The sequence below is a fragment of the Fibrobacter succinogenes subsp. succinogenes S85 genome, from assembly GCF_000146505.1.
GTDB lineage: Bacteria > Fibrobacterota > Fibrobacteria > Fibrobacterales > Fibrobacteraceae > Fibrobacter > Fibrobacter succinogenes.
Window position 1 is genome coordinate 90,345 of sequence record NC_017448.1, and the last position, 23,910, is coordinate 114,254.

General features: G+C 51.1%; 22 protein-coding genes. 12 read left to right on the top strand and 10 right to left on the bottom strand.

Features of this window, described 5'->3' with window-relative positions; all coding sequences use genetic code 11:
* Positions 1-67: 67 nt before the first annotated feature.
* The 6 genes from FSU_RS00395 to FSU_RS00420 form a co-directional block, all read right to left on the bottom strand.
* Positions 68-904, bottom strand: a complete 837-nt coding sequence (locus tag FSU_RS00395; RefSeq protein ID WP_015732428.1) for a class I SAM-dependent methyltransferase — start codon at positions 902-904, stop codon at positions 68-70.
* Positions 901-1,422 (bottom strand): hypothetical protein, encoded by a 522-nt coding sequence (locus FSU_RS00400; protein ID WP_014544940.1) that lies wholly within the window; start codon positions 1,420-1,422, stop codon positions 901-903. Before FSU_RS00400 ends, FSU_RS00395 begins: the two co-directional genes overlap by 4 nt.
* Positions 1,423-1,495: 73 nt before the next feature.
* Positions 1,496-2,425, bottom strand: coding sequence for an alpha-E domain-containing protein (locus tag FSU_RS00405; RefSeq protein WP_014544941.1), 930 nt, complete (start codon positions 2,423-2,425; stop codon positions 1,496-1,498).
* Between the two features lie 24 nt (positions 2,426-2,449).
* Positions 2,450-3,943 carry a circularly permuted type 2 ATP-grasp protein gene (locus FSU_RS00410; protein WP_014544942.1) on the bottom strand — a complete coding sequence of 498 codons (1,494 nt, stop codon included), beginning with the start codon at positions 3,941-3,943 and terminating at the stop codon, positions 2,450-2,452.
* A gap of 32 nt (positions 3,944-3,975) precedes the next feature.
* Positions 3,976-4,857, bottom strand: a complete 882-nt coding sequence (locus FSU_RS00415; RefSeq protein WP_014544943.1) for a transglutaminase family protein — start codon at positions 4,855-4,857, stop codon at positions 3,976-3,978.
* Between the two features lies 1 nt (position 4,858).
* Positions 4,859-7,261, bottom strand: a complete 2,403-nt coding sequence (locus tag FSU_RS00420) for a circularly permuted type 2 ATP-grasp protein (protein ID WP_014544944.1) — start codon at positions 7,259-7,261, stop codon at positions 4,859-4,861.
* Between the two features lie 255 nt (positions 7,262-7,516).
* Here FSU_RS00420 and FSU_RS00425 point away from each other — a divergent pair, with 255 nt between their 5' ends.
* Together FSU_RS00425 and FSU_RS16225 are read left to right on the top strand one after the other, a co-directional pair.
* Positions 7,517-9,157: an acetolactate synthase large subunit gene (locus FSU_RS00425; protein WP_015732429.1), complete on the top strand. Its 1,641-nt coding sequence runs from the start codon at positions 7,517-7,519 to the stop codon at positions 9,155-9,157.
* A 9-nt stretch (positions 9,158-9,166) separates the two neighbouring features.
* A complete protein-coding gene (locus FSU_RS16225; RefSeq protein WP_015732430.1) occupies positions 9,167-9,340 on the top strand; it encodes a hypothetical protein in 174 nt (57 codons plus the stop codon).
* Between the two features lie 268 nt (positions 9,341-9,608).
* On the opposite strand, the gene aspS is transcribed toward FSU_RS16225, so the two are convergent.
* Entirely contained in the window at positions 9,609-11,402 is a 1,794-nt protein-coding gene (gene aspS, locus FSU_RS00430) for an aspartate--tRNA ligase (RefSeq protein ID WP_015732431.1), read from the bottom strand.
* 151 nt (positions 11,403-11,553) lie between these two features.
* Complete coding sequence (locus FSU_RS00435; protein ID WP_015732432.1) at positions 11,554-12,138, bottom strand: hypothetical protein; 585 nt, start codon at positions 12,136-12,138, stop codon at positions 11,554-11,556.
* Between the two features lie 253 nt (positions 12,139-12,391).
* On the opposite strand from FSU_RS00435, the gene FSU_RS00445 reads away from it, so the two are divergent.
* The 10 genes from FSU_RS00445 (at position 12,392) to FSU_RS00490 (ending at position 21,720) form a co-directional block, all read left to right on the top strand.
* Positions 12,392-12,994, top strand: coding sequence for an ATPase (locus FSU_RS00445; RefSeq protein WP_014544947.1), 603 nt, complete (start codon positions 12,392-12,394; stop codon positions 12,992-12,994).
* A 9-nt stretch (positions 12,995-13,003) separates the two neighbouring features.
* A complete protein-coding gene (locus tag FSU_RS00450) occupies positions 13,004-13,540 on the top strand; it encodes a hypothetical protein (protein WP_014544948.1) in 537 nt (178 codons plus the stop codon).
* A gap of 17 nt (positions 13,541-13,557) precedes the next feature.
* Positions 13,558-15,315, top strand: coding sequence for a V-type ATP synthase subunit A (locus tag FSU_RS00455; protein WP_014544949.1), 1,758 nt, complete (start codon positions 13,558-13,560; stop codon positions 15,313-15,315).
* Complete coding sequence (locus FSU_RS00460; protein ID WP_014544950.1) at positions 15,308-16,609, top strand: V-type ATP synthase subunit B; 1,302 nt, start codon at positions 15,308-15,310, stop codon at positions 16,607-16,609. Before FSU_RS00455 ends, FSU_RS00460 begins: the two co-directional genes overlap by 8 nt.
* Before the next feature lies 1 nt (position 16,610).
* Entirely contained in the window at positions 16,611-17,243 is a 633-nt protein-coding gene (locus FSU_RS00465) for a V-type ATP synthase subunit D (RefSeq protein WP_014544951.1), read from the top strand.
* Positions 17,240-19,171 carry a V-type ATP synthase subunit I gene (locus FSU_RS00470; RefSeq protein WP_014544952.1) on the top strand — a complete coding sequence of 644 codons (1,932 nt, stop codon included), beginning with the start codon at positions 17,240-17,242 and terminating at the stop codon, positions 19,169-19,171. The genes FSU_RS00465 and FSU_RS00470 overlap by 4 nt, the downstream gene beginning before the upstream one ends.
* Positions 19,172-19,210: 39 nt before the next feature.
* Positions 19,211-19,666, top strand: coding sequence for an ATP synthase subunit K (locus FSU_RS00475; RefSeq protein ID WP_015732433.1), 456 nt, complete (start codon positions 19,211-19,213; stop codon positions 19,664-19,666).
* Between the two features lie 18 nt (positions 19,667-19,684).
* Positions 19,685-20,140, top strand: a complete 456-nt coding sequence (locus tag FSU_RS00480) for an ATP synthase subunit K (RefSeq protein ID WP_014544954.1) — start codon at positions 19,685-19,687, stop codon at positions 20,138-20,140.
* Between the two features lie 135 nt (positions 20,141-20,275).
* On the top strand, positions 20,276-21,298 hold the full coding sequence (locus tag FSU_RS00485; protein WP_014544955.1) for an aminoglycoside phosphotransferase family protein: 1,023 nt from the start codon (positions 20,276-20,278) through the stop codon (positions 21,296-21,298).
* Positions 21,298-21,720, top strand: coding sequence for a PTS sugar transporter subunit IIA (locus tag FSU_RS00490; protein ID WP_015732435.1), 423 nt, complete (start codon positions 21,298-21,300; stop codon positions 21,718-21,720). The genes FSU_RS00485 and FSU_RS00490 overlap by 1 nt, the downstream gene beginning before the upstream one ends.
* A gap of 39 nt (positions 21,721-21,759) precedes the next feature.
* On the opposite strand, the gene FSU_RS00495 is transcribed toward FSU_RS00490, so the two are convergent.
* Positions 21,760-23,190, bottom strand: a complete 1,431-nt coding sequence (locus FSU_RS00495) for a hypothetical protein (RefSeq protein ID WP_014544957.1) — start codon at positions 23,188-23,190, stop codon at positions 21,760-21,762.
* The gene (locus FSU_RS00500) at positions 23,190-23,909 is read right to left on the bottom strand and encodes a MauE/DoxX family redox-associated membrane protein (RefSeq protein WP_014544958.1); all 720 of its coding nucleotides are present in this window, start codon (positions 23,907-23,909) and stop codon (positions 23,190-23,192) included. The genes FSU_RS00495 and FSU_RS00500 overlap by 1 nt, the downstream gene beginning before the upstream one ends.
* Position 23,910: the final 1 nt, after the last annotated feature.

A 23,910-nucleotide genomic window follows, 5' to 3' on the forward strand; every position in this document is an offset into this window, starting at 1 on the left:
GGGATGGGGCGAAATGGCACAAAAAAAAGGAATTTGTGACTAATTTGTGCTGTTATTTTTCTGTCATTTATTTATGCATGAAGAAGACCGTGGCGTGGTCGCCGTAGCCTTTTTTGTTTGCTTCGGCCATTTTTTTATCGATGTCGATGATTTCGCTTTTGGTGAAATACTTGAAAATTTCCTTCGGGTCCTGCTTCCAGAACGTGATGCCCTTGGTGTACAGGTAGCTCCTCAAAATGGCAGAGTTGTTGGAGTCGAAAATCATCTGCACAATCTTGAAGCCGTGCTGGTTGGCGAGTAGTTTTAGGCTGTTGATGGAGTGCAAAAAGATGTGGCGCGGGGCGTCGAGCTGGTACCAGTTCTCTTTGTATTTTTCAAACGCAATATTGGGGTAGATGGGGAGTGTCATCTTGATGGTTCCGCCATTTGCCAAAAGGCGCTTGAGGATGTCCATGGTCTCGTGCGGGTCGGTCATGTGTTCGAACGAATCGTTGAGCATGATGACGTCGAATTCGCCCGTCATTTCGTGGACTGTCTTCTTGAAAATTTGAACGCCGTTTTCGTACGAGATATCTTTCTCGATGAACGGGTCGCAACCGATGAGGCTCTCGATGCCTGATGTTGCCGCCATGCTACAGAGCAATGCGCCTGCGCCACAACCTACGTCAAGTACGCGTTTGTTGTACTGCGTCTTTGCGCGGGTGACGGTGTCGGCGGGCTTGTTGTAACTGTAGTAATTGGGGCCGTAGTATTCACTCAAGTTTTCGGGAACGCTATTGATTTGCAAACACTTGCAGTGCGGGCATTCAAAATATTCAAAATGCCCTGCGTTTAAGTACATCATTTCCTTAGCAAAGTAAGATTTCGCTTCGGATGTTTCGCCACAAATTCTGCAAGTTTTCATAAAAGTCCCCAAATGATAAGTCCAACGCCAATAAGGCCAAGAATGCTTATGATGAACCAAAAATCCCGAGGGTGGTCTTCTCTTGTTCTTACTGCAGTCAAATCTCTTACGTACAGTCTTATTTGACCATCAAACAGACAGCCTAGTACAAATACTAAAAGGCCTAGTCCACATGTAATAAAATTAAAGGGTGTGTACTGATTTGATGTATTGTCAGAGAATCCAATGCCTACAAAAATTAAGACCAAACCTCCGATTTTGAATGTAAAAGAACCAAGAGTTGTTTTATTTAGATATTTCTCGTTGAGTTTTTGGCTGTATTGCGGCATTGGCAAAATAGAATCTTTGTCGCCGGTGAGTTCTATAATGCGTTTCTCGATAATTCTGATTCGTTCTGGAGAATCGTCTGCTTGAAAGCCATGATCACGAATTTGGCTTAAAATATCGTAGAGCTCCTCGACGGGGAGCTCACGAATTTTTTTTTCGTAATCTTTGAGATATTCTTCAGAAAACGCCATGTGCAGAATATACTAAAGAAATGACGTGCCGAAACCCGTCATTGTGATTTTATTTGAGTGTAATGGAATTTTTTTAGCAGAAGAAATCTTTCCAGATTTGATTGCCGAGTTCATTTAGGCGAATCTGGACTTTTTCAATTTGTTCGTGAAGCCCCTGGTCGATGATTTCTTCGATGGTCGTGAACGCGATGTCGGAACGCAGCTTGCCCAGGAGGCGGATGGATTCTGCCTTGCTTTTGACAGGGTAGGCGATGTTCTTGAGACACTGTTCCGCTTTTTCCAAGCAGTAACGCAAGGAGCGCGGAAAATCTTCGGAGAGCAGGAGAAATTCCGCGACGTTATGCGGTGTCACGTTTGAATTGCGACGGTGGAACATTTCGTATGCACCGACGCTCTTGAGAACGGCGTTCCACTGCACGGTATCGAGCGCCATGCCCACCATGCTCACATCCGGAAGCAAGATGTAATACTTGACGTCCAGAATACGCGAAGTCTGGTCGGCGCGTTCGAGCAATGTGCCGAGATGCGTGAAGTTCCAGGCGACATCGTGGTTCATCGTGCCTTGAATGATGCCTGCCGTGAGCTGGCTGAATTCCTTGACGCTATTGTAAAAAGCGTGTGGACCAGCCAATGCTTCTTTAGGCATTTCGGGGTCGTTTAGTTTCAAGTAAAACTGGTTGATGGCAATCCACAGTTCCGAAGAAATTCTTTCGCGGACGCAGCGGGCGTTTTCACGGGCGGCCCCGACGCACGAAATGATGCTGTTCGGATTTTCCTTGTCAAACGTCAGGAACATGAGCGCGTTTTCAATGGAAACATGCGCGTATTTTTTGAAGAAGTCATCGGCATTGCCGGCAATTTGAATCACCGGTTCCCAAGGGCGTTCTTCGCCGGGCAAGTCCAGTTGCAGCTGGAGGTTCACATCGATGCTTCGCGCGACGTTTTCGGCGCGTTCGATATAGCGGGCGAGCCAATAAATGGAATTTGCGACTCTGCTTAACATATTACACTTCCTACTTCTAAATTCCTATTGTTGTTGCTGTTGTTGTTCCATCCAAAGTTTAGCTTGTCCGAGTTCTGGAGCCTTTTCGTTTTCGGCAATGACCCATGTGTCCTTGCATCCGCCGCCCTGCGAGCTGTTCACCACGATAGAACCTTTGCGGAGTGCTACGCGAGTGAGGCCACCGGGGAGAATGTAAGTCTCTCGCCCTTGCACAATGTAGGGGCGCAAATCCACATGGCGACCTTCGAAACCGCCATCGACAAAGCAAGGCACGCGGCTGAGCGAAATCATGGGCTGCGCAATGTAGTTACGCGGGTTCGCGATAATCTTGCTCTTGAACGCCTCACATTCCTCCTTTGTCGATTTTGGACCGACGAGCATGCCGTAGCCACCGGATTCGCTGGCGGCCTTAACGACCATATTTTCGATGTGGTCCAACACATGCTGCATGTGCTTTGGGTTCTCGCATACAAATGTCGGCACATTCGGGATGATCGCCTCTTCGCCGAGATAGTACTTGATAATCTGCGGCACATAGGTGTAAATCGCCTTGTCGTCGGCAACACCGCAACCGGGCGCATTCGCAAGCGCTACGTTACCAGCCTTGTAGGCTTCAATCAGTCCAGGCACGCCGAGGCAAGAATCCGGGCGGAATACCTTCGGATCCAAGAATTCGTCATCGACACGGCGGTAAATCACGTGAACCTGCTTGAGGCCGCGCGTCGTGCGGGCATAGACCTTCTTGTCTTGCACAACAAGGTCGTCTCCGGTCACGAGGTCCACGCCCATCTGCTGTGCCAAATAGGAATGTTCGTAGTACGCCGAATTGTAGATGCCGGGTGTCAGCACCACGACCTTCGGCGATGCTGTAGAATCGGCCAAGTATTCCAACGCATGGCGCAGACGGGTGCAGTATTCGTCTACGGGTCGAATGGAACAGTTGGAAAATACCTGCGGGAACGTACGCTTTAGAATCTGACGGTTCTGCAACACGTACGAGACACCACTCGGGCATCGCATGTTGTCTTCAAGTACGTAGAATGTGCCGTCGGTATCGCGCACAAGGTCTGTGCCTGTAATGTGCGCCCAGATTCCCTTGGGCGGCACAAAGCCTTCCATCTGCGCTCTGTAAGCGGTGCAGGTGTTGATGAGGCTTTCGGGGACGACCTTGTCACGCAAAATCTTGCGGTCGTTGTAGATGTCCGTCAAAAAGCAGTTCAGCGCTTCTGTACGCTGTTTGAGGCCCGCTTCGAGGTGCTTCCAGTCGGCGGCGCTTACAATACGCGGGATAACGTCAAAGGGGATTATTTTGTCCTTACCGTCCTTGTTGCCGTAAACCGCGAATGTAATTCCGTTATCGTAAAACGCAGATTCCGCAATGATCTGGCGGCGTTGCAGTTCTCCTTCGGGGAGCTCGTTGATTTTCGTAAACAACGGCTCTGCAGCCGGGCGGGGAGTCCCATCCGGTAAGCAAAGCTCATCGTAAAAGCCTTCGGTGTCGTAATTTCCAAATCGCATGTTTTGTTTCCTTATGCTTTTAGGTTTTCTTCTCATTCATCCCTAAGGTCCACGTTTACGGACACTTTCAAGGTATGCTCGCCACCTCCGGTGATGACGCCCTTTAACGGGCTCACGTCCCCGAAGTCTCTACCCCAGGCGAGTATAATGTGCTCGTTACCTCCAAGCACATTGTTGGTGGGGTCCAGTTCTACCCAGCCGTGGCCGGGAATGTAGGTGCTGACCCAGGCGTGGGTCGCGTCGGCTCCGACGAGTTTGGGTTGCCCTTCGCATGGATGCGTGCGGAGGTAACCGCTCACGTAACGGCAAGGCAAATGCAGTGAACGCAAGCAGCCTATCATCAAGTGTGCAAAGTCCTGGCAGACGCCTTTTCGTCCGCGCAAGATTTCTTGCGGCTGCGCCCCGATTCTCGTCGCTCCCGGCGTGTACTTGCAATCCGTGTAGATTCGCGTCATGAGCTCGTAGGCGGCGTCAAAAATGGGGCGGCCCTGCTCAAAGCTTTCGAGCGCGTAATTGCGGACCGATTCGTCAAACTTGGCGAAAGGGGAGGCGTAGGCGTACATCGCGGCGTCTAGTGTTTCGTCGCTTGTCGGGCGTTCCAAAAGCTTTGCGACATCTTCCCATTTCATCGTTTCACCTTGTTTTGGCGGTTCTTCTCCTTGAACGTCTACAATGCCGGTCGTTTTGAATCTAAAGTGTGTGTGTTCCTGCTCGATGCTGAATGCCAACACCTTGTTCCCGAAAATGTCGATGCGTTCTTGCCGAATTGTTGGATTCGGTTCCACTTCAATGCTGTGGCTAATCCAATTCTGTCGGCTGACAGTTCGCGGGAGCATGTGGGCGAGGTGGTTGCTGTAAAGAACGGGGAGGCGGTAGTCGTAGACGGTCTCATGGTCAACTTGATAAATGGGCATCTTAAACCTCCGACACATCCGTGGTTGTCGCGTGGAAAACTCCAGCGCGTGGCGCATGGCTTAAGTAGAGCCTGTTTACGATTTCTGCAATCCGTTCAATAGAATTTATCTGTGTTTTTACAAGTTTTATGAGGTTCTCCCTTTTGTTATCTACAGTTTCTGCAAGCTGTTCAATGTTTGCGAGGCGCAGTTCTGCAAGCACGCGCATCAGTTCACGGTCGAGCGGCGAGAATGTCGCTTCGCTTTGGTCGTTCCCGGGCAAGTGCTTTGCTGCTTTCCGCAATTTTGCCACCTGGTAGGCGACGCTTCGCGGGTTGGATTCGTCTGACAAAAGCAAGTCGATGACGGGGACTACTTGCAAACGGCCTCCATAGCGGCGGTGGTATGTCATGAGCCCGTCGCCGATTTCAAGAACCGCTTGCAACAAGCGCAAGTTCGTCATCTCGTCAGTGGGGGCGGTGTATAGCAGACTTTTGACCAGTTGCAGGGTGCGGATGGCGCACTCGATTTCACGACCGAGTTCCAAAAAGCGCCATTCGTGGCCTCGCGTCATGGAATCGGCTGCAAGCCCGGCCACTGCAGCGCTGTCCGATAGGACCTCCTTTAGGTAGGGCAACAGCGCTGCCGCACCTGTTCCTGCCGGCACTTCTGCAATGCCAAATCCGTTCAAGTAAAGCCATAAATCCTCCGAAATGCGGTCGCGCAACTGCATGCCGAGCTCTCGAATTTCCGTCAGCACGCATTGTATGCCGTTCTTGTTGTCCTTGCGCAAGATAAAGTAACGGAGTGCGTTTTCTGGATCTTGCGCGAGTCTGGACTGCGTTTCATCAGTAAGCCCTGCCTTCAGAATCCATGGCAGTTCCGGCATGTCCATCCAGGATTCGTCCGAGAGCCTCACCGCGATACCTCTTGCAATACGGGCCATCATGTTCGATGATGACAATGCTCGCCCCAGCCGGAACAGGTTCTCGGCCGCACGGCTAGGCAAATCGCCTCCAGCTCTCGACGGCGTAATCGCCTGACTTGCTGGAGCGAGCAAAGAAAAGTTCGCCACAGGATTTTCCGAAAGCACCCAAATGTCTTTTTCTCCAAGTCCTTTGTCTAAAATCCCAAGGCCGCCCGGCATCACCGAAGTCCCGTTCGCAGTATTCACCGCAAAGAATCTCATCAGCGAAACTGCCGGAGTGAACTCTCCTCGGTACGCGTAAACCACTGAAACTTCCATCGATCTTTCGGCCACCCATTGCTCGGGCGCATTCTCAACCGCTTGCAACAACGCAAGCTGTGCCGTCGTCGTCATGGTCGCATAAGTCTTGGGTTCTGCCTCCTTGAAGCTTCCTTCGTCGCGGAATGCCTTCTTGAAAATCCATTTTTCGGGCTCTGCCAAAACGCGTTCCGCATCAGTTGCATTCCCGAGCCAAAGTGTTTCCACATCGCGCAACAGCAGTTCTTCACCCAAAAGCTCGCGGCAAATCTCCGGCAAAAACGGCTTGAACACGGGCGTCTCTAGAACGCCAGTCCCGAGAAAGTTCGCAATCGCCACGTTCCCGGCGCGGACAGAACTGATTAAGCCCACGGCCCCTTCGCCGCTGTCAATTCGCAGTTCCAGCGGGTCGCACATGCCGTCTTCCACTCGGCGGAATATGGTCCCAATCTTCTTGAGTCCCATAAGCGTCTTCATGTACACTTGCATGTTGCGAATCGCGAGGTCATCGTTTTCGACAAGTGGGATCCCGAGGTAACGGGCGATTACTGCGTCTTCTGCTCGACGCGGATTGTCCGGACTCGATGCCAAAAGTACCACCTTGCTGGTTTCACCTTCACCTCCTATGTTCTTGTGCATGGCGTCTAGGCCATCCATCAGCTTCTTGAAAAATCCTGCCAATCGTTCCGTTTGCATGCTGCGGAAAAGCTCCGGGAATGCACGGCTTACGCCAATGCGGTTCTCCAGTGCACGCCCTAATCCATCGGGTACTTGCAAATGGTCCGATACCGCCACGAAAGTTCCGTCTTTGAGCCTTACGACATCGGTGGATGTCAAGTTCACAAAGACATCGCCAACCGGGTGCACTTTCCATACAACCTGCAAAAAATCCGGGTTTGCAAACAATAGCGCGGCGGGCAACTTGCCTTTTTTCCAAAGACTTTGTTCGCCATAAATGTCTTTCGCGAGCGCGTTAAAAAGCTTTGCCCTTTGCGCAACGCCCGCTTCCAGCGTTTTCCATTCTTCGGCCGTAATCACGAGAGGGATGGGGTCTGTACCCTTGTGGTTGCCTCCCATGCTCGACGAAAGATCGTTCTCATCGAGAACGTTATGCAAACGCCTGCAGCGGTGCTCGAATTCCACTTTCGACAATGCCGAAATGGACCGGATAAAAGTATCTTCTGTCTCTACACATTCCATGCTCGTTTAGTCGCAAAAAATGTGCCAAGGCTTATGTGGCTTAAAATCGCGTATTTTTATAATCTGTATTTTACATTTATTGAATTTTTTACAGATTTTGTTGTATAAAGGGGCGGCGCATTTCACCGCATTTCACCGAATTTCACCGAATTCCCCCTAAAACCGGCGCGTTTCCCCGTTTTTTACCGCAATTTCGCATTTTGGCACGATTTTTGCAAAACACTCCGCGGAGACATTTAAAAGACCTTTAGAATTATGAACACTGCTGAAGTTTTGATCAAGTCCTTAGAAAGTGAAGGCGTCAAGTACATTTTTGGAATCCCTGGAGAAGAAACTCTCGAACTGATGGAAGCGATTAAAAAGTCGTCCATCAAGTTCATTACGGTGCGTCACGAACAGGGTGCCGCTTTTATGGCTGATGTCTATGGGCGTTTGACGGGGAAGGCGGGCGTCTGCCTTTCGACCCTTGGCCCTGGCGCTACAAACCTTGTTACGGGCGTTGCCGATGCAAACTCCGATGGCGCTCCGCTGATTGCCATTACGGGGCAGGTGGGTACAGAGCGTATGCACTTGACGAGCCATCAATATTTGGACTTGGTAAACATGTTTACGCCGATTACCAAGCGCAGTAAGCAGGTCGTTCGCCCGGATACGGTGAACGAGATTGTCCGTATTGCGTTCAAGTATGCCGAAATGGAAAAGCCCGGTGCATGCCACATCGACTTGCCGTGCAACATTGCCGCTATGGAAGTCGAAGGCGAGGTCGCTCAAACTCCGCTGAAACACCATCGCGAAAACACCGTATACGCAAGCACCGATGCGATTCTCGCGGCGGGCGGGGTCTTTGCGAATGCAAAGCGCCCGGTGGTTCTTGTTGGCCATTCTGCTGTGCGTAACCACGCCTCCGAGGCTTTGCGTGCATTTGTGTCCTCGTCCAAGATTCCCGTGGTCTGCACCATGATGGCAAAGGGTGTAATCCCGACTTGCGAAAAGTATTTTATGGGCTGCATCGGACTACCGCAAAGGGATTATCCGAACATCGTCATGGAACAGGCGGACCTCGTGATTGCCGTGGGTTATGACGTCGTGGAATACGCGCCTGCCAAGTGGAACCCGAATGGCGACAAGATGATTATTCACATCGATGAAACTCCGAACCATGTGAACAAATTCTATCAGCCCGACGAAGAAATTATTGGCGACATCTCCGCATCTCTCGACGCGCTCTGCAGCGTTTGTCCAAACTCCTGGGAACCGGAATGGGCCATGCAAATCCGTGCGATGATGGTGGCTGAGCATTCGCGTTACGATCACGACACTAGCTTCCCGCCGACACCGCAGAAGGTGCTGCACGACATCCGCCTTGTTCTAGATGAAGAAGACATTCTGATTTCGGACGTGGGTGCGCACAAGATGTGGATTGCCCGCCAGTACAATTGCGACCATCCGAACACCTGCATTATTTCTAACGGTTTTGCGACCATGGGTATTGCGGTGCCCGGCGCGATTGCGGCAAAGCTTTTGAACCCCAAGAAAAAGGTCTTGGCGGTCACAGGTGATGGCGGCTTTATGATGAACAGCCAGGAACTCGAGACAGCTTACCGCGAACACATCCCGTTCGTGACGCTGATTTTTACCGATGGCGGCTACGGCCTCATCAAGTGGAAACAGGAAGAACGCTACGGCGACAGCTATGCGGTCGAATTCACGAACCCGGATTACGTCAAGTACGCCGAATCCTTGCATCTGAAGGGCTACCGCATCGAACGCACCGAAGACTTGCCGAGCACCTTGCGCGAAGCCTTCCGCCAGGACGTGCCAAGCATCATCGAGTGCCCGGTGGACTACTCCGCGAACATGGAACTCTCGCAATACCTGAAGAATTTGAAAATATAGGAGAACGACATGGGATACATCAATAGCCTATTTACAGGGCAAACGGATTCATTCGGTGTAGCCGTATCCGAATCCTCACATTTTCTTTCCATTGACAGCATCTCGGGGCATCCTGCCGTTTATCGCCATCTGAAACCCTGCGGCAATGTCGATGAACATAAACAGCAGAAAAAGAACTTATAAAAAAAGACTCCTCCTCCATCCAACAATCAAAGAACCGCCGGTAGCAATACCGACGGCTCTTTCTGCTTTCGCTGCGCTCAAGCAGCAAATGCTCGGCTCGGTCATGCCAAAATAAATTTTGGCGCGACTCTCGCCTTATGCATTTGTCTGTTTTTTTTTTCATCGTTCAATAAAAAATGGCGGGTCGAAACCCGCCACAAATTAAAGTCGCAATAATCTGCGCCTCGGTCATGGCGAAATGAATTTCGCCGCGACTCTCGGCTTGCGATTATTTCTTATCAGCACCCTTAGGCATCTGCACGGAGATGTGGATGTCCTGCAACTGCTGGAGGTCCACTTCACTCGGGCACTGGTCCATCGGGCTAGAAGCACTCGTGTTCTTCGGGAAAGCGATGTAGTCACGGATAGATTCTTCACCTTCCATGGTAGCAACAACGCGGTCGAGACCGAAGGCGAGACCACCGTGCGGAGGAGCACCGTACTTGAATGCATCGACGAAGAAGCCGAACTTGGTCTTCACCTGTTCTTCGGAGAGACCGAGCAAGCGGAACACCTTTTCCTGAACTTCCGGGTTGTGAATACGGATAGAACCACCGCCGATTTCCACACCGTTAAGAACAAGGTCATAAGCTTCGGCGTTGCAATCCTTGAGGTTGCCACCGAGCATCATGTCCAAATGTTCCGGAAGCGGGTTCGTGAACGGGTGGTGCATAGCCATGTAGCGGCCTTCCGTGTCGCTGTATTCGAACATCGGGAATTCGGTAATCCAAACAAATTCACGCTTCTTCGGATCGCGGAGGCCCTTGATACGGGCGACTTCCAAGCGAAGCTGACCCATAGCCGTAGCTGCAATCTTTTCCGGACCGGCGATGAAGAACATCATGTCGCCGCACTTAGCGCCAACAGCGTCGCGGAGTTCGTTAAGTTGTTCGGTTGTGAAGAACTTGCCAACCTGAGTTTCAACTTCGTCATTTTCCTTGACGCGCATCCACACGAGGCCCTTGGAACCGTACTTGGCAACGTAAGCCGTGAGTTCGTCGATCTGCTTACGAGTAAAGTCAACGCAACCCTTAGCAGCGATACCGCGAATCTTGCCACCAGCGGCAACGCAGTTCTTGAACACGCCAAAGTTGGACTTTGCACCGATTTCAGACACATCGTGAATTTCGAGGTCGAAGCGGAGGTCCGGCTTGTCGGAACCGTACTTGAGCATAGCTTCTGCCCACTTCATACGGCGGATGTGACGCGGCGGTTCGAAGTTCCAAACCTTGCCCAAAACTTCAGTCACGAACTTGTCGAACATTTCCATCACTTCGTCTTGGTTGACGAAGGACATTTCAACGTCAATCTGCGTGAATTCCGGCTGACGGTCAGCGCGGAGGTCTTCGTCGCGGAAACACTTGGCGATCTGGAAGTAGCGGTCCATGCCAGCAATCATCAAAAGCTGCTTGTACTGCTGCGGAGACTGCGGGAGGGCATAGAACTTGCCCGGGTTCACGCGGGACGGCACGAGGTAGTCACGTGCGCCTTCCGGAGTGGACTTGCAAAGGCACGGAGTTTCAATGTTTTCAAAACCGTTAGAATAGAAGAAGTCGTACACGGCCTTGAGGAAGCGGCTCTTGAGGAGGAGCTTTTTCTGGATCCACGGACGGCGGAGGTCCAAATAGCGGTACTGCAAGCGGAGGTCGTCGTTTTCCTTGCATTCTTCGTTCGGGTCGTTAATGGCCAAGGGAGAAGTGAGGGCGGCGTTCAGGATTTCGAGCTTGTCTGCCTTGACTTCGATTTCACCCGTGGCGAGCTTTTCATTCGTGTTGCCTTCTTCGCGGGCGTAGACCTTACCAGTCACGTAAATAACGTATTCGTTACGGAGCTGTTCGGCAGTTTTCAAAACATCGGCATTGTAATCCGGATTGAAAACGATCTGGGTCTTGCCATACTTGTCGCGGAGGTCAACGAAAATCACACCACCATGGTCACGGCGGCGATCCACCCAACCGGCGAGTGTTACGGTCTGGCCAACATCTTCCTTGCGAAGCTGGCCGCAGTTATGTGTACGTTTCATGGTTGTATCCTTGAAGATTATTTTTCGGCGGGAAATATAGCATTTTTTATAGGAATGGGGGAGGAAAGCCCCCCGCAACGCCCCCGAAAGTCCTATTGAAAAAGAACTATCAAATAATATATTGGATATTGAATAACGTTTGAGTTTTGCTTTACATGAACTTCGCTACGATCCTATATTCAACACCGTGTCTGCGATACGCACCTCGCATGTAGTATACGACAGTAGGTCTCGTTGTTCCGTCTGAGAGTTTGGCTGTTCCGTAATACGTGTTGCCGTTGTGTCTGTCGATGTCTACTCCTGTGCATTTTATTAGTGCATAGTTTAACAAGTTTCCGTTAAGACTAGCTATGGCTTCGTCTTCTATCCAGCCGTATTTATCTGTTGTGTACCCCGAAATGAGTGCTGCCAGAATTCCGGCGCAGAGTAAGATTACGCCTGTAATGCGCAGTTTTCCCTTATTGGGTTTATCTTCAGTTCCTTTGAAAAAATTGGAACATTGCATATATAATAGGGTCATGGCGGATAATACGATTATGCCGGAAATGTATGCGTCCACAACTTTAATCAAATTGAAATCGATGTATATGTGGTTCCATACGGGCCTAATAAAAATGGCAATTACGACGATGTAGATGACGGATAAAAAGAGAGGTCCTGCTGGGTTCTTATTGAACTTTTCACAGCATTCCTTGGCCTCTTGAATCTTTTCTGCTTCGCTTTTTTCTTTGCGCATGTAAATTCCTTTTGGAGTATATAAAATACGATTTTATTTCCAATTTTGTAAAGCGTTTTCCATTTCTTGGAACGGTTTTCCACCTTTTGTCGCTCCTTTTGGTCTTTTTATCCTCCAATTGTGCAAGTAAACAATATTTTCGCAATTTTTTGTCGATTTTCTTGTCTTTTTCCAAATTTTCCTAGTATATTCTTTTCTGTGTTTAATAAAAATGCCCTTGAAAGGGGTGTTTTGGTTCAATTTGGAGATTTAAATGGCAGAAGATTTGCAAGCCCTTATGGAACGCATCCAGAAGGATGCTGTCGAAAAGGCAGAACTCGCAGCAGCAGATATTATTTCTAAGGCAAAGGACAAGGCGGCCGAAATTGTCAGGGCTGCCGAAGACGAAGCCAAAGCAAAACTCGAAAACGCCGATAAGGAAGCACAAGCATTTACAGAACGCAGCGAACGCACTTTGGAACAGTCCGCTCGCGATTTGCTCCTCTCGGTGGGCAAGAACCTCGAAAAGATGATTCTTGATCTTCTCAGCCTCCAGATTGACAAGTCTCTCGATGAATCAACCGTGAAGAACATGCTCCTCACGGTTGCAAAGAGCTACACCTCCGACATCGAAATCAACTTCTCCGAAGCCGATGCCAAGGCCCTCACGAGCTTTGTGATGGGCGAGTTTGCAAAGCAGCTCAAGGCTGGCGTCAAGGTCGAAAGCGACAAGGGCGTCAAGTTTGGTTTCCGCGTCAAGCTCGATGGCGGCAAGGTCAGCCACGAATTTACAGAACAGGCAATGGCGGAATCTCTTTCTGCCTTGCTCAGACCGCAACTTGCAAAGATTGTAAACAAGGCCGCCCAGGGCAAATAAGGCGGTCCAATGAGCAGTCCAGCATATTTGATGGCATCGCTTCCGATGCTAGAACTGGGCGACGTTCCGCCCCTTAGCATGGCCGAGTTCCGTGGCCGTTGCGAAGGTGTGCTGGATGCCCCAGAACTCGAAGCGCTCGACGCCCTTTTAGCGGGCGAAGAGAGCGATGATGAATTTGTTAGGGAATACCAGTCCCGCGAAACCCAGATGAGAAATGTTTCAGGTAGGCTCCGCGCCCAGGCGTGGGGCCCTGAAGTGCGTTTTGCGGAACGTTCATTCTCTGGTTATGACGTCACCTTTGCGAAGATGATCCAGGACGCGTTCATGAAGTCAAATCCGCTTGAAAAGGAACAGGATATCGACCGCGCCCGTTTTTGGCTTGTGGATAGCCTTGCCGGTGTAGGCGAGGGGACCATCAAGCACGTCTACGCCTATGCGATTAAGCTTAGAATCTGCGAGCGTTGGGCTCGCTTGAACGATATCGCAGGCGACAAGGCCGTCATCAATATTATTAATGAAAACGATCCTGCTTACAGGCAGGAATGAGTGGAGGTCCATTTTCAATGGCTAGTATCGGAAAAATAACCGGCGTGAACGGAAACCTGATTCGTGTCAAGTTTGAAAGCGCCGTTTCCCAGAACGAAGTGGCTTATGCAAAGCTCATTTCGAAGAACGAAGCAGGTAAGACAGAAATCATCCCCCTTAAGAGCGAAGTGATTCGTATCCGTGGTGATTACGCTGAACTCCAGGTGTTCGAAGATACGACTGGCCTCAAGGCTGGCGACGAAGTCGAATTTACGGGTGAACTTCTTTCTGTTGAACTTGGTCCGGGTCTCCTTACTCAAGTTTTTGATGGTCTTCAGAACCCGCTGCCGAAGCTCGCTGACGAATGCGGCTTCTTCCTCCAGCGCGGTAAATATTTGAAGGCTCTCCCGCGCGATAAGAAGTGGGCTTTTACTCCGGTCGCTAAGGCTGGCGATGTGGTTGTCGCTGGTGATACGCTCGGTACGGTTCCGGAAGGTGTTTTCTCGCACCGCATCATGGTGCCGTTCAAGCTCCTTGGCAAGTGGACTGTGGATTACATCACGACTGCCGGTGACCGCGTTGTCGAAGATGTTGTCGCAAAGCTCAAGAACGATAAGGGCGAAACTGTCGATGTGACGATGGTGCAGACCTGGCCGGTCAAGATGCCGATTAAGGCATTCGAAGAACGCTTGCGCCCCTCCAAGCCGCTCACTATGCAGCAGCGTATTATCGATACGTTCTTCCCTGTGATGCAGGGCGGTACGTTCTGTACGCCGGGCCCGTTCGGTGCCGGTAAGACCGTGCTCCAGCAGCTTATGAGCCGTTATGCCGACGTGGACATCGTGATTTTGGCCGCTTGCGGTGAACGTGCTGGTGAAGTGGTGGAAACCCTTCGCGAATTCCCGGAATTGATTGACCCGCGTACGGGCAAGTCCTTGATGGAACGTACGCTTATCATTTGTAACACGTCTTCGATGCCGGTGGCAGCTCGTGAAGCTTCCGTTTATACCGGCGTGACGCTCGCTGAATACTATCGCCAGATGGGCCTCAACGTGCTCCTCCTCGCTGACTCTACTTCCCGTTGGGCTCAGGCCTTGCGTGAAATGAGTGGCCGTTTGGAAGAAATTCCGGGCGAAGAAGCATTCCCGGCTTACCTCGAATCTGTGATCGCATCCTTCTACGAACGCGGTGGCGTTGTCCGCCTCAAGGACGGTTCGACCGGCTCCGTGACGATTTGCGGTTCCGTGTCTCCGGCAGGTGGTAACTTCGAAGAACCGGTGACCCAGGCTACCTTGAAGGTGGTGGGCGCATTCCTCGGCCTTTCCCGTGAACGTTCTGACCAGCGCCGCTTCCCGGCAATCCACCCGTTGGATTCCTGGTCCAAGTACGAAGGCATTATCGATTCCAAGAAGGTCGCTCAGGCCCGTTCTATCCTCGCTAATGGCGTGGACGTGAACAACATGATGAAGGTTGTGGGCGAAGAAGGTACTTCGATCGAAGACTTCATTGTTTATCTGAAATCTGAATATCTTGATGCCGTTTATCTGCAGCAGGACGCCTATAACGAAATCGACGCCGCTTGCTCTGCAGAACGTCAAAAGTACGTGTTCGACAAGATTTACACCATCCTCATGACGCCGATGACGTTTACCGAAAAGGATGTCGCCCGTACGTTCTTCCTCAAGCTCACGCAGGCTACCAAGGACTGGAACCGTGTGGCGTTTGACTCTCAGGAATTCAAGGATCTCGAATCCAGTATTTTTGCTTCCGTAAAGGAGGTTTCTGCTAATGCATAATGTTGCTTACCATCGTATTGAACGCATTGCCGGTTCTGTGATTACTTTGAGAGCCGAAGGCGTTGCAAACCAGGAACTGGCTCAGGTGACGAGCTCTTTCGGTACTTCTCTTGCCCGTGTGATCCGCATTGACGGTGACCTCGTGGACTTGCAGGTCTTTGCAGGTGCCCGTGGTATTTCCACGGACTCCGAAGTGCGATTCCTCGGTGAACCGATGAAGGTTCCGTACAGTGAAGCCTTGCTTGGCCGCGTGTTTAACGGTGCCGGCAAGCCGCGTGATAACGGCCCGGAAGTCGATGGCGAACGCATCACGATTGGCGGTCCCTCTGTGAACCCTGCTAAGCGTATCATTCCGAAGACGATGGTGCGTACGGGTATCCCGATGATTGACGTGTTTAACACGCTCGTCGTTTCGCAGAAGCTCCCGATTTTCTCGATTGCAGGTGAACCCTACAACGAACTTTTGGCACGTATCGCCTTGCAGGCTGAAGTCGACGTGATTATCCTCGGCGGCATGGGCCTCAAGCACGATGACTACCTCTATCTCAAGGATTACCTCGAAAAGAACGGTGCTCTTTCCCGTACGGTGATGTTCATGCATACCGCATCTGACCCGATTGTGGAATGCTTGCTCGTTCCGGATGCATCTTTGGCTGTTGCTGAAAAGTTTGCAACCGAAGGCAAGAACGTGCTCGTGCTCCTCACGGACATGACGAACTTTGCCGACGCCATGAAGGAAATCGCTATTACGATGGAACAGATTCCGTCAAACCGTGGTTATCCTGGCGACCTTTACTCTCAGCTCGCAAGCCGTTACGAAAAGGCTGTGGACTTTAGCGATGCTGGTTCTATCACGATTTTGGCTGTGACCACTATGCCGGGCGACGACGTGACGCACCCGGTTCCGGACAACACGGGTTACATTACCGAAGGTCAGTTCTACTTGCGCAAGGGCCGTATCGAACCGTTCGGTTCTTTGAGCCGCCTTAAGCAGCAGGTGAACGGCAAGACCCGTAGCGACCACCGTACCATCATGAACACCATGATTCAGCTGTACGCGAGTTACAAGGAAACCTTGGAAAAGCAATCCATGGGCTTCAACATGAGCAACTGGGACCAGAAGCTGTTGAAGTACGGCGTACGCTTCGAAAAGGAAATGATGGACCTTTCTGTGAACATCCCTCTTGAAAAGGCTTTGGATCTCGGATGGGAAATCCTCGCCGATTGCTTCACTCCTGAAGAAACCGGTATCCCCACCAAGATGATCAATCAGTACTGGCCGAAGAAGTGGTAATATGGCTAAGGTCAAGTTAACTAAAAACGCCCTCAAGGCGGAACGTGACGCACTGAAGCGCTTCCAACGCTATCTGCCGACGTTGCTTTTAAAGAAGCAGCAGCTGCAGATGGAAATGCGTACGCTCCAGGAGAAGGTGATGGCGAAACGCGAAGAAGAGGATAAGCTCCGCAAGAGTATGGCTTCGTGGATTTCGCTTTTTGCCGACCCCATTGAGTGGAAAAACTATCTCTCGGTGAAGAGTGTCGAACAGGGCGAGGGTAACATTGCCGGCGTGAAAATTCCGACGTTTAGCGGCGTGGAATTCAACGTGAACATTCCGGACTTCTTTACGACTCCGGTGTGGCTCGACGATGGTATCCGCAGCTTGCAAGGTTTGATTTCCTTGCGCTTGGAACGCCGCGTGCTCGAAAAGCAGTACGAACTCCTTTCGAAGGAACTGCGTACCACGAGCCAGCGTGTGAACCTGTTCGAAAAGGTGAAAATTCCCGAGTCTAAGGATAACATCCGCAAAATCAATATCTTCTTGGGTGACCAGCAGACAAGCGGTGTGGCCCGTAGTAAGCTTGCAAAGGGCAAGGCTACGGCTAAGGCGCTTGCACTTGACGCCCAGAGTAAGGAGGTTGCCGCATGATTACTCCTATGAAGAAGGTGACCATTCTTACGCTTGCAAGCCATAAGGAAGAAACCCTTAAGGCTCTGCGCGAAATGGAAATTATCCATTTGACTCCGCTCCAGAATGCCGTTGGTGCTTCTGTGAACGGTGCAAAGGGTGCTGTGGCCCGCGTGCAGAAGGCTATGGAAGTCGTTCCGGATAAGCTCCGCAAGGGTGTGACGCCTGCAGCGAAAGGTGCAAGCGGTGTAACGCTCGTCGAAGAAATCCAGACGCTCATTTCGGACAAGAAAAATGCCGAAATCCAGCTGGAACAAGCCAAGGAAGAACTTGAAAAGCTCCACGCTTTTGGAAATCTCGATCCGCGTACGGTCAAGGAACTTGTCGCAAAGGGCATTTTTGTCCGCCTTTATCTCGTCGATCTTTCCAAGGATCCTTTTGAAGTCGAAGGCGATAACGCTTACAAGCATGTCTTTGGCAAGGATGAAAATGGCACGTACATTGCCGTGTTCACGAAGGGCGATGCTCCTGCATCTGTGAAGGGTGCGTTTACGGAACTCGCCATGCCTCTCAAGTCGCTCGAAGAATATCGAATGATTGAAGAGGAATCGAACACGACGATTTCTGCTGTGGATGAACGCTTTGCCCAGCTTGCTTCTGTGAAGGACGATCTCGAAGACCGCCTTTTGGAAGTGACGGACCGTTACAATCTCGTGGAAGCTTCTGCAAGCATGCTCCAGAACAAGGGTTTGGCAGCTCTCCAGGGATTCTGCCCGGAACCGCGCGTTGCTGAAATCAGTGCGGCTGCGAAGGCAAACGGCTGGGGCATCCGCGTTGAAGATCCGACGGACGAAGATAACATCCCGACGCTTCTCGGCTACAACAAGCTTTCGCGCCCGATGCAGTGCCTCTATGACATCATTGGCATCTCGCCGGGCTACAACGAAGTTGACGTGAGCTCTGTGTTCCTCTGCTTCTTTAGCCTTTTCTTTGCGATGATTGTGGGCGATATGGCTTATGGCCTTTTGTTCCTCGGTCTTGCGGTGTTTGCTCGCTCGAAAATGCCGAAGGCAAGTAGTGCCGGATTCCACTTTGTGTATTTGATGAGCTGGGCGACTATCATCTGGGGCGCCATCAATGCAAACTTTCTTGGCCTTACGCCGGAACTTGCAGGGTGGAGCTACTACCTCGATATCGCTAACTACAACTTTATCCCGGAAGGCGTGCGCAACGTGCTCTACTGGATTCGCAGCTCTGCTCCGACGGATCCGACGCGCTTTGAAGCATACAGGCAGTTCTGCGAGACGTTTACGTTCTTGCCTGCTAGCTTTGTGCCGAAGGCTGCTGGAGCATCCCAGATGCAGCATATCCAGCTGTTCTGCTTCTGCATTGCCGTTGTGCATCTGAGCATTGCTCATGCGTGGAATGTCGTTGTGCGCTTCAAGCGCAAGTCTTCGACGTTCATGGCGCAGGTGGGCTGGCTCATGGGCGCTTGGGTCATGTTCTTCCTCGCATGCAACATGGTGCTTGGAATCGACATGCCGAAGTTCGTCATCCCGATGTTCATCGTGGAAGTTGTGCTTCTCGTGCTCTTTACGGTGCCGCCTAGCCGCCTCAAGCAGGACTTCATCAGCATCCCGATGCTCGTGCTCGACATCGTGAACAGCTTCACCGATGTCATCAGCTATATCCGTCTCTTTGCAGTGGGTATGTCTGGTGCAGCAATCGCCGAAGCGTTCAATGGAATGCTCTCGCCGCTGTTTGGCTCTGCCGTGGGTGTTGCCGGTGCAGCTCTAGTTCTTTTGGGCGTTCATGGCCTGAACATTGCACTTGCCGTGATGGGCGTTGCTGTGCATGCCGTACGTCTTAACACACTCGAATTTTCAAATGGACTTGGTCTTGAATGGAGCGGATTTGCATTCAGCCCCTTCGCCAAGCAAAAAAATTAAACCAAGGGTTAAATCCCGCTACTTAATGAGGATAATATAATGGAACCGAATACAATGGTGACTCTCGCTAAAATGGGTGCTGCAGCTGCGCTTGGCATTGCGGCTATGGGCTCTGCCCTTGGTTGCGGAACGGCCGGTATGTCTGCTATCACGATGTGGAAGAAGGCTTACGCTCAGGGTAAGTCCGCTCTCTTCACGCTTCTCGTGTTCGTCGGTGCTCCGATTTCCCAGACGATTTACGGCATGTTGCTCATGAACTTCATCTTGAGCAAGGCTGCTGAACAGGGCTTTACGAATTGGGGCGGCTGCCTCGGTGCTGGTATCTTCGGTGGCCTCGGCATGATGGCTTCTGCTTGGTACCAGGGCAAGTCTGCTGCAGTGGCTTGCGATGCTCTCGGTGAAACCGGCAAGGGCATGGTGAACTACTTGATGGTTCTCGGTATCGTCGAAACCGTCGCTTTGTTCGTGCTCGTGTTCTCCATGATGGTGCTTTAATCGAAAGAGGTAGCACTTATGGATCAATCACAACTTTTAACGCTCGCAAAGCTCGGTGCGGTGGCGGCTCTTGGCCTTGCCGCAGTGGGCTCTGCGCTGGGCTGCGGGACTGCCGGCATGGCGGCCATCGGTGCCTGGAAAAAGGCGTATCTCAAGGGTAAGAACGCGCTCTTTACGCTGCTCATCTTCGTGGGTGCGCCGATTGCGCAGACGATTTACGGCATGCTCCTGATGATGTACATCTTGAACAAGTCTCAAGCTGCTCCGGGCAACTGGGCTGCTTACCTTGGTGTAGGCATCTTCGGTGGCATTGGCATGATGGCTAGCGCTTGGTATGTGGGCAAGTCCGCTGCTGACGCTTGCAACGCTCTTGGCGAAACGGGCAAGGGCCTCGTGAACTACTTGATGGTGCTCGGTGTTGGCGAAACGGTCGCACTGTTCGTCATGGTGTTCTCGATGATGCTTGTTTCGTAGCGGAGCTACGAGCCTCGTAGTCGAATCTGAGACGAAAGAAGACTGCTTAGCGGCAGTCTTTTTTTGTTGTTAATTGGAGCGCAAAATCGCTAATTTTATTTGTCATTTTCATATTTCTTTAAGTATATTAAAAGCATGCAAAACGATATTATTAAAATTTCTCCGAGTATTCATGAGTTCCTCTTGACTCATGGTTATACTGAAAACTTTACTGTGACTCCCATTGCCGGTGCAGGCTCTGGAAGGCGTTATTTCCGTATCGCTAGCGATGAACGTAAAAGCGTCTTGCAGGTAAGTGCCGAAGTGAATGAAGATTTCAAGCACTTTGTCGAGTATTCCAAGACGTTCAGGGAATACGGCTTGCCGGTTCCGCGCGTTTATTGCGTTGACGAAAATGCCTGCCAGGTGTTGCAAGAAGACTTGGGCAAACGCAGCCTCTTGGACGAAGCATTCCCGAATGGCACGAAGGTTCTTTCGGGCAGTGCGCGTATTCTGTACCCGGAAGTGATTGATGCGCTTATCCAGTGGCAGAATGCAAGCCATCAGCTGTTCAGCCATCACACCGAAATTTGGCTCCGCCGCTTTGACTTTGCCGCCCTCAAGTGGGAATCCGATTACTTTACCGAGAATTACCTCAAGCTCCACAAGGGCATTACGGAGATTCCGGAATCGGTTCGCAATTTCTATTCGCTCGTGGCGGTCTCTGTCGAAGCTCAGACGAATGTCTTGATGCATCGCGATTTCCAGAGCCAGAACATCATGATCCGTCCGAATTCCGAAGTCGCATTTGTCGATTTCCAGGGCGCTCGTCGCGGTTCGATGTTCTATGATATCGCATCGCTCTTGTGGGACCCGTACGTGAGCTTGCCGCTTCCGATGATCAAGGACTTCTTTGAATATTGGCGCAGCCAGTACCGCGGTACAAGAATTTATACGAAGGACGATGCCTGGGAAGGCTTTGTACACGCTAGCTTGCAGCGCTTGATGCAGGCTCTCGGCGCTTACTGCTTCCTCTCCAAGGTGAAAAAGATTGAAAAGTTCGAACAGTACATTGAACCGGGCAAGGCTCAGCTCCGTGTGCTGTTTGGCGAATTCAAGCAGATTGCCAAGGCTACAGACCCTGAAGTGTTCAAGTTTATGGATTGGGCGCTGCAGTAATGGCTCTCATCTATACGCGTATTTACGCGCAGCCTGTGGAGTTCAATCGTGCTTTGGGTTACGCTTATGACGCGCTTGTGAAAGGTCCTTATCCGTTCGACGCAATGTCAACATGGAAAGGGCTTTCGGAGCGTGTCGCTCAGGGCATTTATATGGGGCAGGGGCTATTGCTCCCGCATACGCGCGTTTCTGGCTTGCAGGAGCCGTTGATGGCTTTTGTCGTCGCTCGTGAAGGCATTACGGGGATTAAAACTCGTAATGACGAGAAGGCGCAATTTATGTGCGTGCTTCTCTCTCCGGCGGAATCGGCAATGGCGCATACGGTTACGATTGCGAATGTGGCAAAGCGCTTGCTTGACCCCGAATGGAAAGAAAAAGTTCTCGTCGCCACCGACGAGGAAGAACTCAAAAAAATGTTTTAAGATTGAAATGCCCGCTCAAGGCGGGCTTGACAAATCTTTTTACCATTGTACGCTACCGACGGCATAAGCGCGGTAGCCTTTAAAGTCTCCGAAGAATCTTGTGTAGCTTGTTCTAAAGCTGAACCATTCCCACGGAGTCAAGCTCAATGTAAATCCAAGTTCCTTGTAGCGAAGCGTTGTCTCTTCGTTCAGGAACTTTTTGTCCATGGCACTTTCGGGCGTGTGCAAGTCCCTGATGTTCCCGCCGAAGGCGGTGTCTTTGGCGACAGCGCCAAAGAAGAGCGTAGCCTTGATGAAGTTGTATGTTGCGGTCACTTCGGTATGGACTTCTTGGCTGTTCGGGCCGAGGTCACTACCGAGGCTTTGGGCGTAGCTAGCGTACGTGTAGGCATTTCCTTTGTGGTGCGTGTAAACCCATGGTTCGATGCGCGTGTATTCAAATATCCAGTTGAGATTCACAGGGCCAATTTCAAAGTTGTCGCGAGCAACGCCGAGCGTTGTGGCCCACTTGTTGCCCCACCAACTATCGTCAAACATGCTTGTCGGGGATTTCATATCATCCCACAAAAGTTCAGCGTAAAATTCCCAATTCGGGAGAGTTTTCACGCTCAAGTCAAAAGCCAGTGAGATGTTGTCCTGATCGCCTTGCAAGTGTTCCTGAAAAACGTAAGGGATGAAGGGGAGAACGTAAGCCCATTCAAATTCGCGGCCCGTGCTATCGCTATCGGGGTTCGGATTTGTACCAGCCGCTTCGGTGGTGGTGCCGTAAAGCGACGTTTCTGAAATGCCAAGTGTGATTTCTTTCGGGAGGTTCAACTTCAGGCGGTGCGCATGGAAATACTTGCCAAAGTTCTTCTTTTCGTAGAGTTTGGCGGCATACTGCGTGTATTCAATAGGGCCTAATGTGAACTGGTAACCAAAATAAGGAGTCGGGGCTGCATCGGGAATGCGGCTGGAGCTATCTTGCCATGGTCGGTAAAAATTGCGTTCTCCACGTAAAATCACGTGGTTACGGCGGGCGGGGCCCCATTCCAGAAAGTCAAATCCGGCGAGCAAATTAACGGGTTCAAGATTGTAGCTCACGTTTGCGGCGAAGAGGTCCCAAGTGCGTTTATGTTCGCTCTGCTTGTTGTAGGGGAGGCCTTCGTCGGGATTGTAGTAATTGAAATTGATGTAGCGGTTTGTGTAGTCCGTGTTGACTTTGACACGGGTATCAAACAGGAACGCGTCGGTGAATTTGCCGCTTGCGAAAAGACGTACGGACATGGAATTGTCGTAATGTGTTTTCGCCTTGCTGAGATTCGTGATGGCGAGAGAATCCAGAAGTTGGACGTTGATGTTCAACTCTTTGGTATGCGCCGAATCGGCAAAGGTAATGTGGTGTGGCATGTCGACCGGATGCGCCGAGCAGGCGAGTGCGGTTCCAAAGATAATGCTAAGGATAGACGAGGTCTTGTGCCACGATTGCATTACTTCACTTCCTTGTCTTTTTTCCAGATGCCGATGATGCTCTTGTTCTTGCGGAAGGCGAGCCAGAGGGTCGGCCAAATGAGGATGAGGTCGCGGATGAGGCTAGTCCAGGCTTCGGCCTTATCCTGAGCGCCTTCGAGTTCAAAGCAACCGCAAGTGATGCCGAGGTCATTCCACAGCGCCCAGGCGAGTGCGATGATGAAGCTTACGAACATCCAGAAAATCGCAAATGCAGATTCGCGGACGAACGGCGAGACAATCATGGCAAGCCCGAACCAGAATTCAAATTGCGGGTACACGAGCGCAAAGAAATTGTTCACGAAGTCGAGGTGCAATGCCGAGAAAAACTGGTACTGCGCAACGAGCGTTGCAAACTGATGCGGGTCCTGGATCTTGAAAATCGAGGCGAAAATGAACATGCCTCCAATGCCGATGCGGCAAAGCGTTTCAAGAGCGCGGATGGCAAAATCCTTTTGGATCTTGATGGCCGGGAAGATGAGCGCACAAGCGAGAACGATTGCGCCAACGCCAACGTGGATGTTGTAGCGGTATGCCTTCGGCCAAATGTCGAGGAGCCATTCCTGGTCAGTGAATGTGAAAATCGTTTCGGGAAAGCTGATTTCGGCAACGCCGACGGTCACGAAGAATGTTGCGACGAGAAGGAGAACGCCTGCGATAATGGTCTTCTTGAGATTTTGTTTTTCAAAACATGCAATCATG

Coding starts and splice junctions, on each gene's coding strand:
- FSU_RS00395 (WP_015732428.1), bottom strand. CDS start 904: ATGAAAACTTGCAGAATTTGTGGCGAAACATCCGAAGCGAAATCTTAC.
- FSU_RS00400 (WP_014544940.1), bottom strand. CDS start 1,422: ATGGCGTTTTCTGAAGAATATCTCAAAGATTACGAAAAAAAAATTCGT.
- FSU_RS00405 (WP_014544941.1), bottom strand. CDS start 2,425: ATGTTAAGCAGAGTCGCAAATTCCATTTATTGGCTCGCCCGCTATATC.
- FSU_RS00410 (WP_014544942.1), bottom strand. CDS start 3,943: ATGCGATTTGGAAATTACGACACCGAAGGCTTTTACGATGAGCTTTGC.
- FSU_RS00415 (WP_014544943.1), bottom strand. CDS start 4,857: ATGCCCATTTATCAAGTTGACCATGAGACCGTCTACGACTACCGCCTC.
- FSU_RS00420 (WP_014544944.1), bottom strand. CDS start 7,261: ATGGAATGTGTAGAGACAGAAGATACTTTTATCCGGTCCATTTCGGCA.
- FSU_RS00425 (WP_015732429.1), top strand. CDS start 7,517: ATGAACACTGCTGAAGTTTTGATCAAGTCCTTAGAAAGTGAAGGCGTC.
- FSU_RS16225 (WP_015732430.1), top strand. CDS start 9,167: ATGGGATACATCAATAGCCTATTTACAGGGCAAACGGATTCATTCGGT.
- aspS (WP_015732431.1), bottom strand. CDS start 11,402: ATGAAACGTACACATAACTGCGGCCAGCTTCGCAAGGAAGATGTTGGC.
- FSU_RS00435 (WP_015732432.1), bottom strand. CDS start 12,138: ATGCGCAAAGAAAAAAGCGAAGCAGAAAAGATTCAAGAGGCCAAGGAA.
- FSU_RS00445 (WP_014544947.1), top strand. CDS start 12,392: ATGGCAGAAGATTTGCAAGCCCTTATGGAACGCATCCAGAAGGATGCT.
- FSU_RS00450 (WP_014544948.1), top strand. CDS start 13,004: ATGAGCAGTCCAGCATATTTGATGGCATCGCTTCCGATGCTAGAACTG.
- FSU_RS00455 (WP_014544949.1), top strand. CDS start 13,558: ATGGCTAGTATCGGAAAAATAACCGGCGTGAACGGAAACCTGATTCGT.
- FSU_RS00460 (WP_014544950.1), top strand. CDS start 15,308: ATGCATAATGTTGCTTACCATCGTATTGAACGCATTGCCGGTTCTGTG.
- FSU_RS00465 (WP_014544951.1), top strand. CDS start 16,611: ATGGCTAAGGTCAAGTTAACTAAAAACGCCCTCAAGGCGGAACGTGAC.
- FSU_RS00470 (WP_014544952.1), top strand. CDS start 17,240: ATGATTACTCCTATGAAGAAGGTGACCATTCTTACGCTTGCAAGCCAT.
- FSU_RS00475 (WP_015732433.1), top strand. CDS start 19,211: ATGGAACCGAATACAATGGTGACTCTCGCTAAAATGGGTGCTGCAGCT.
- FSU_RS00480 (WP_014544954.1), top strand. CDS start 19,685: ATGGATCAATCACAACTTTTAACGCTCGCAAAGCTCGGTGCGGTGGCG.
- FSU_RS00485 (WP_014544955.1), top strand. CDS start 20,276: ATGCAAAACGATATTATTAAAATTTCTCCGAGTATTCATGAGTTCCTC.
- FSU_RS00490 (WP_015732435.1), top strand. CDS start 21,298: ATGGCTCTCATCTATACGCGTATTTACGCGCAGCCTGTGGAGTTCAAT.
- FSU_RS00495 (WP_014544957.1), bottom strand. CDS start 23,190: ATGCAATCGTGGCACAAGACCTCGTCTATCCTTAGCATTATCTTTGGA.
- FSU_RS00500 (WP_014544958.1), bottom strand. CDS start 23,909: ATGATTGCATGTTTTGAAAAACAAAATCTCAAGAAGACCATTATCGCA.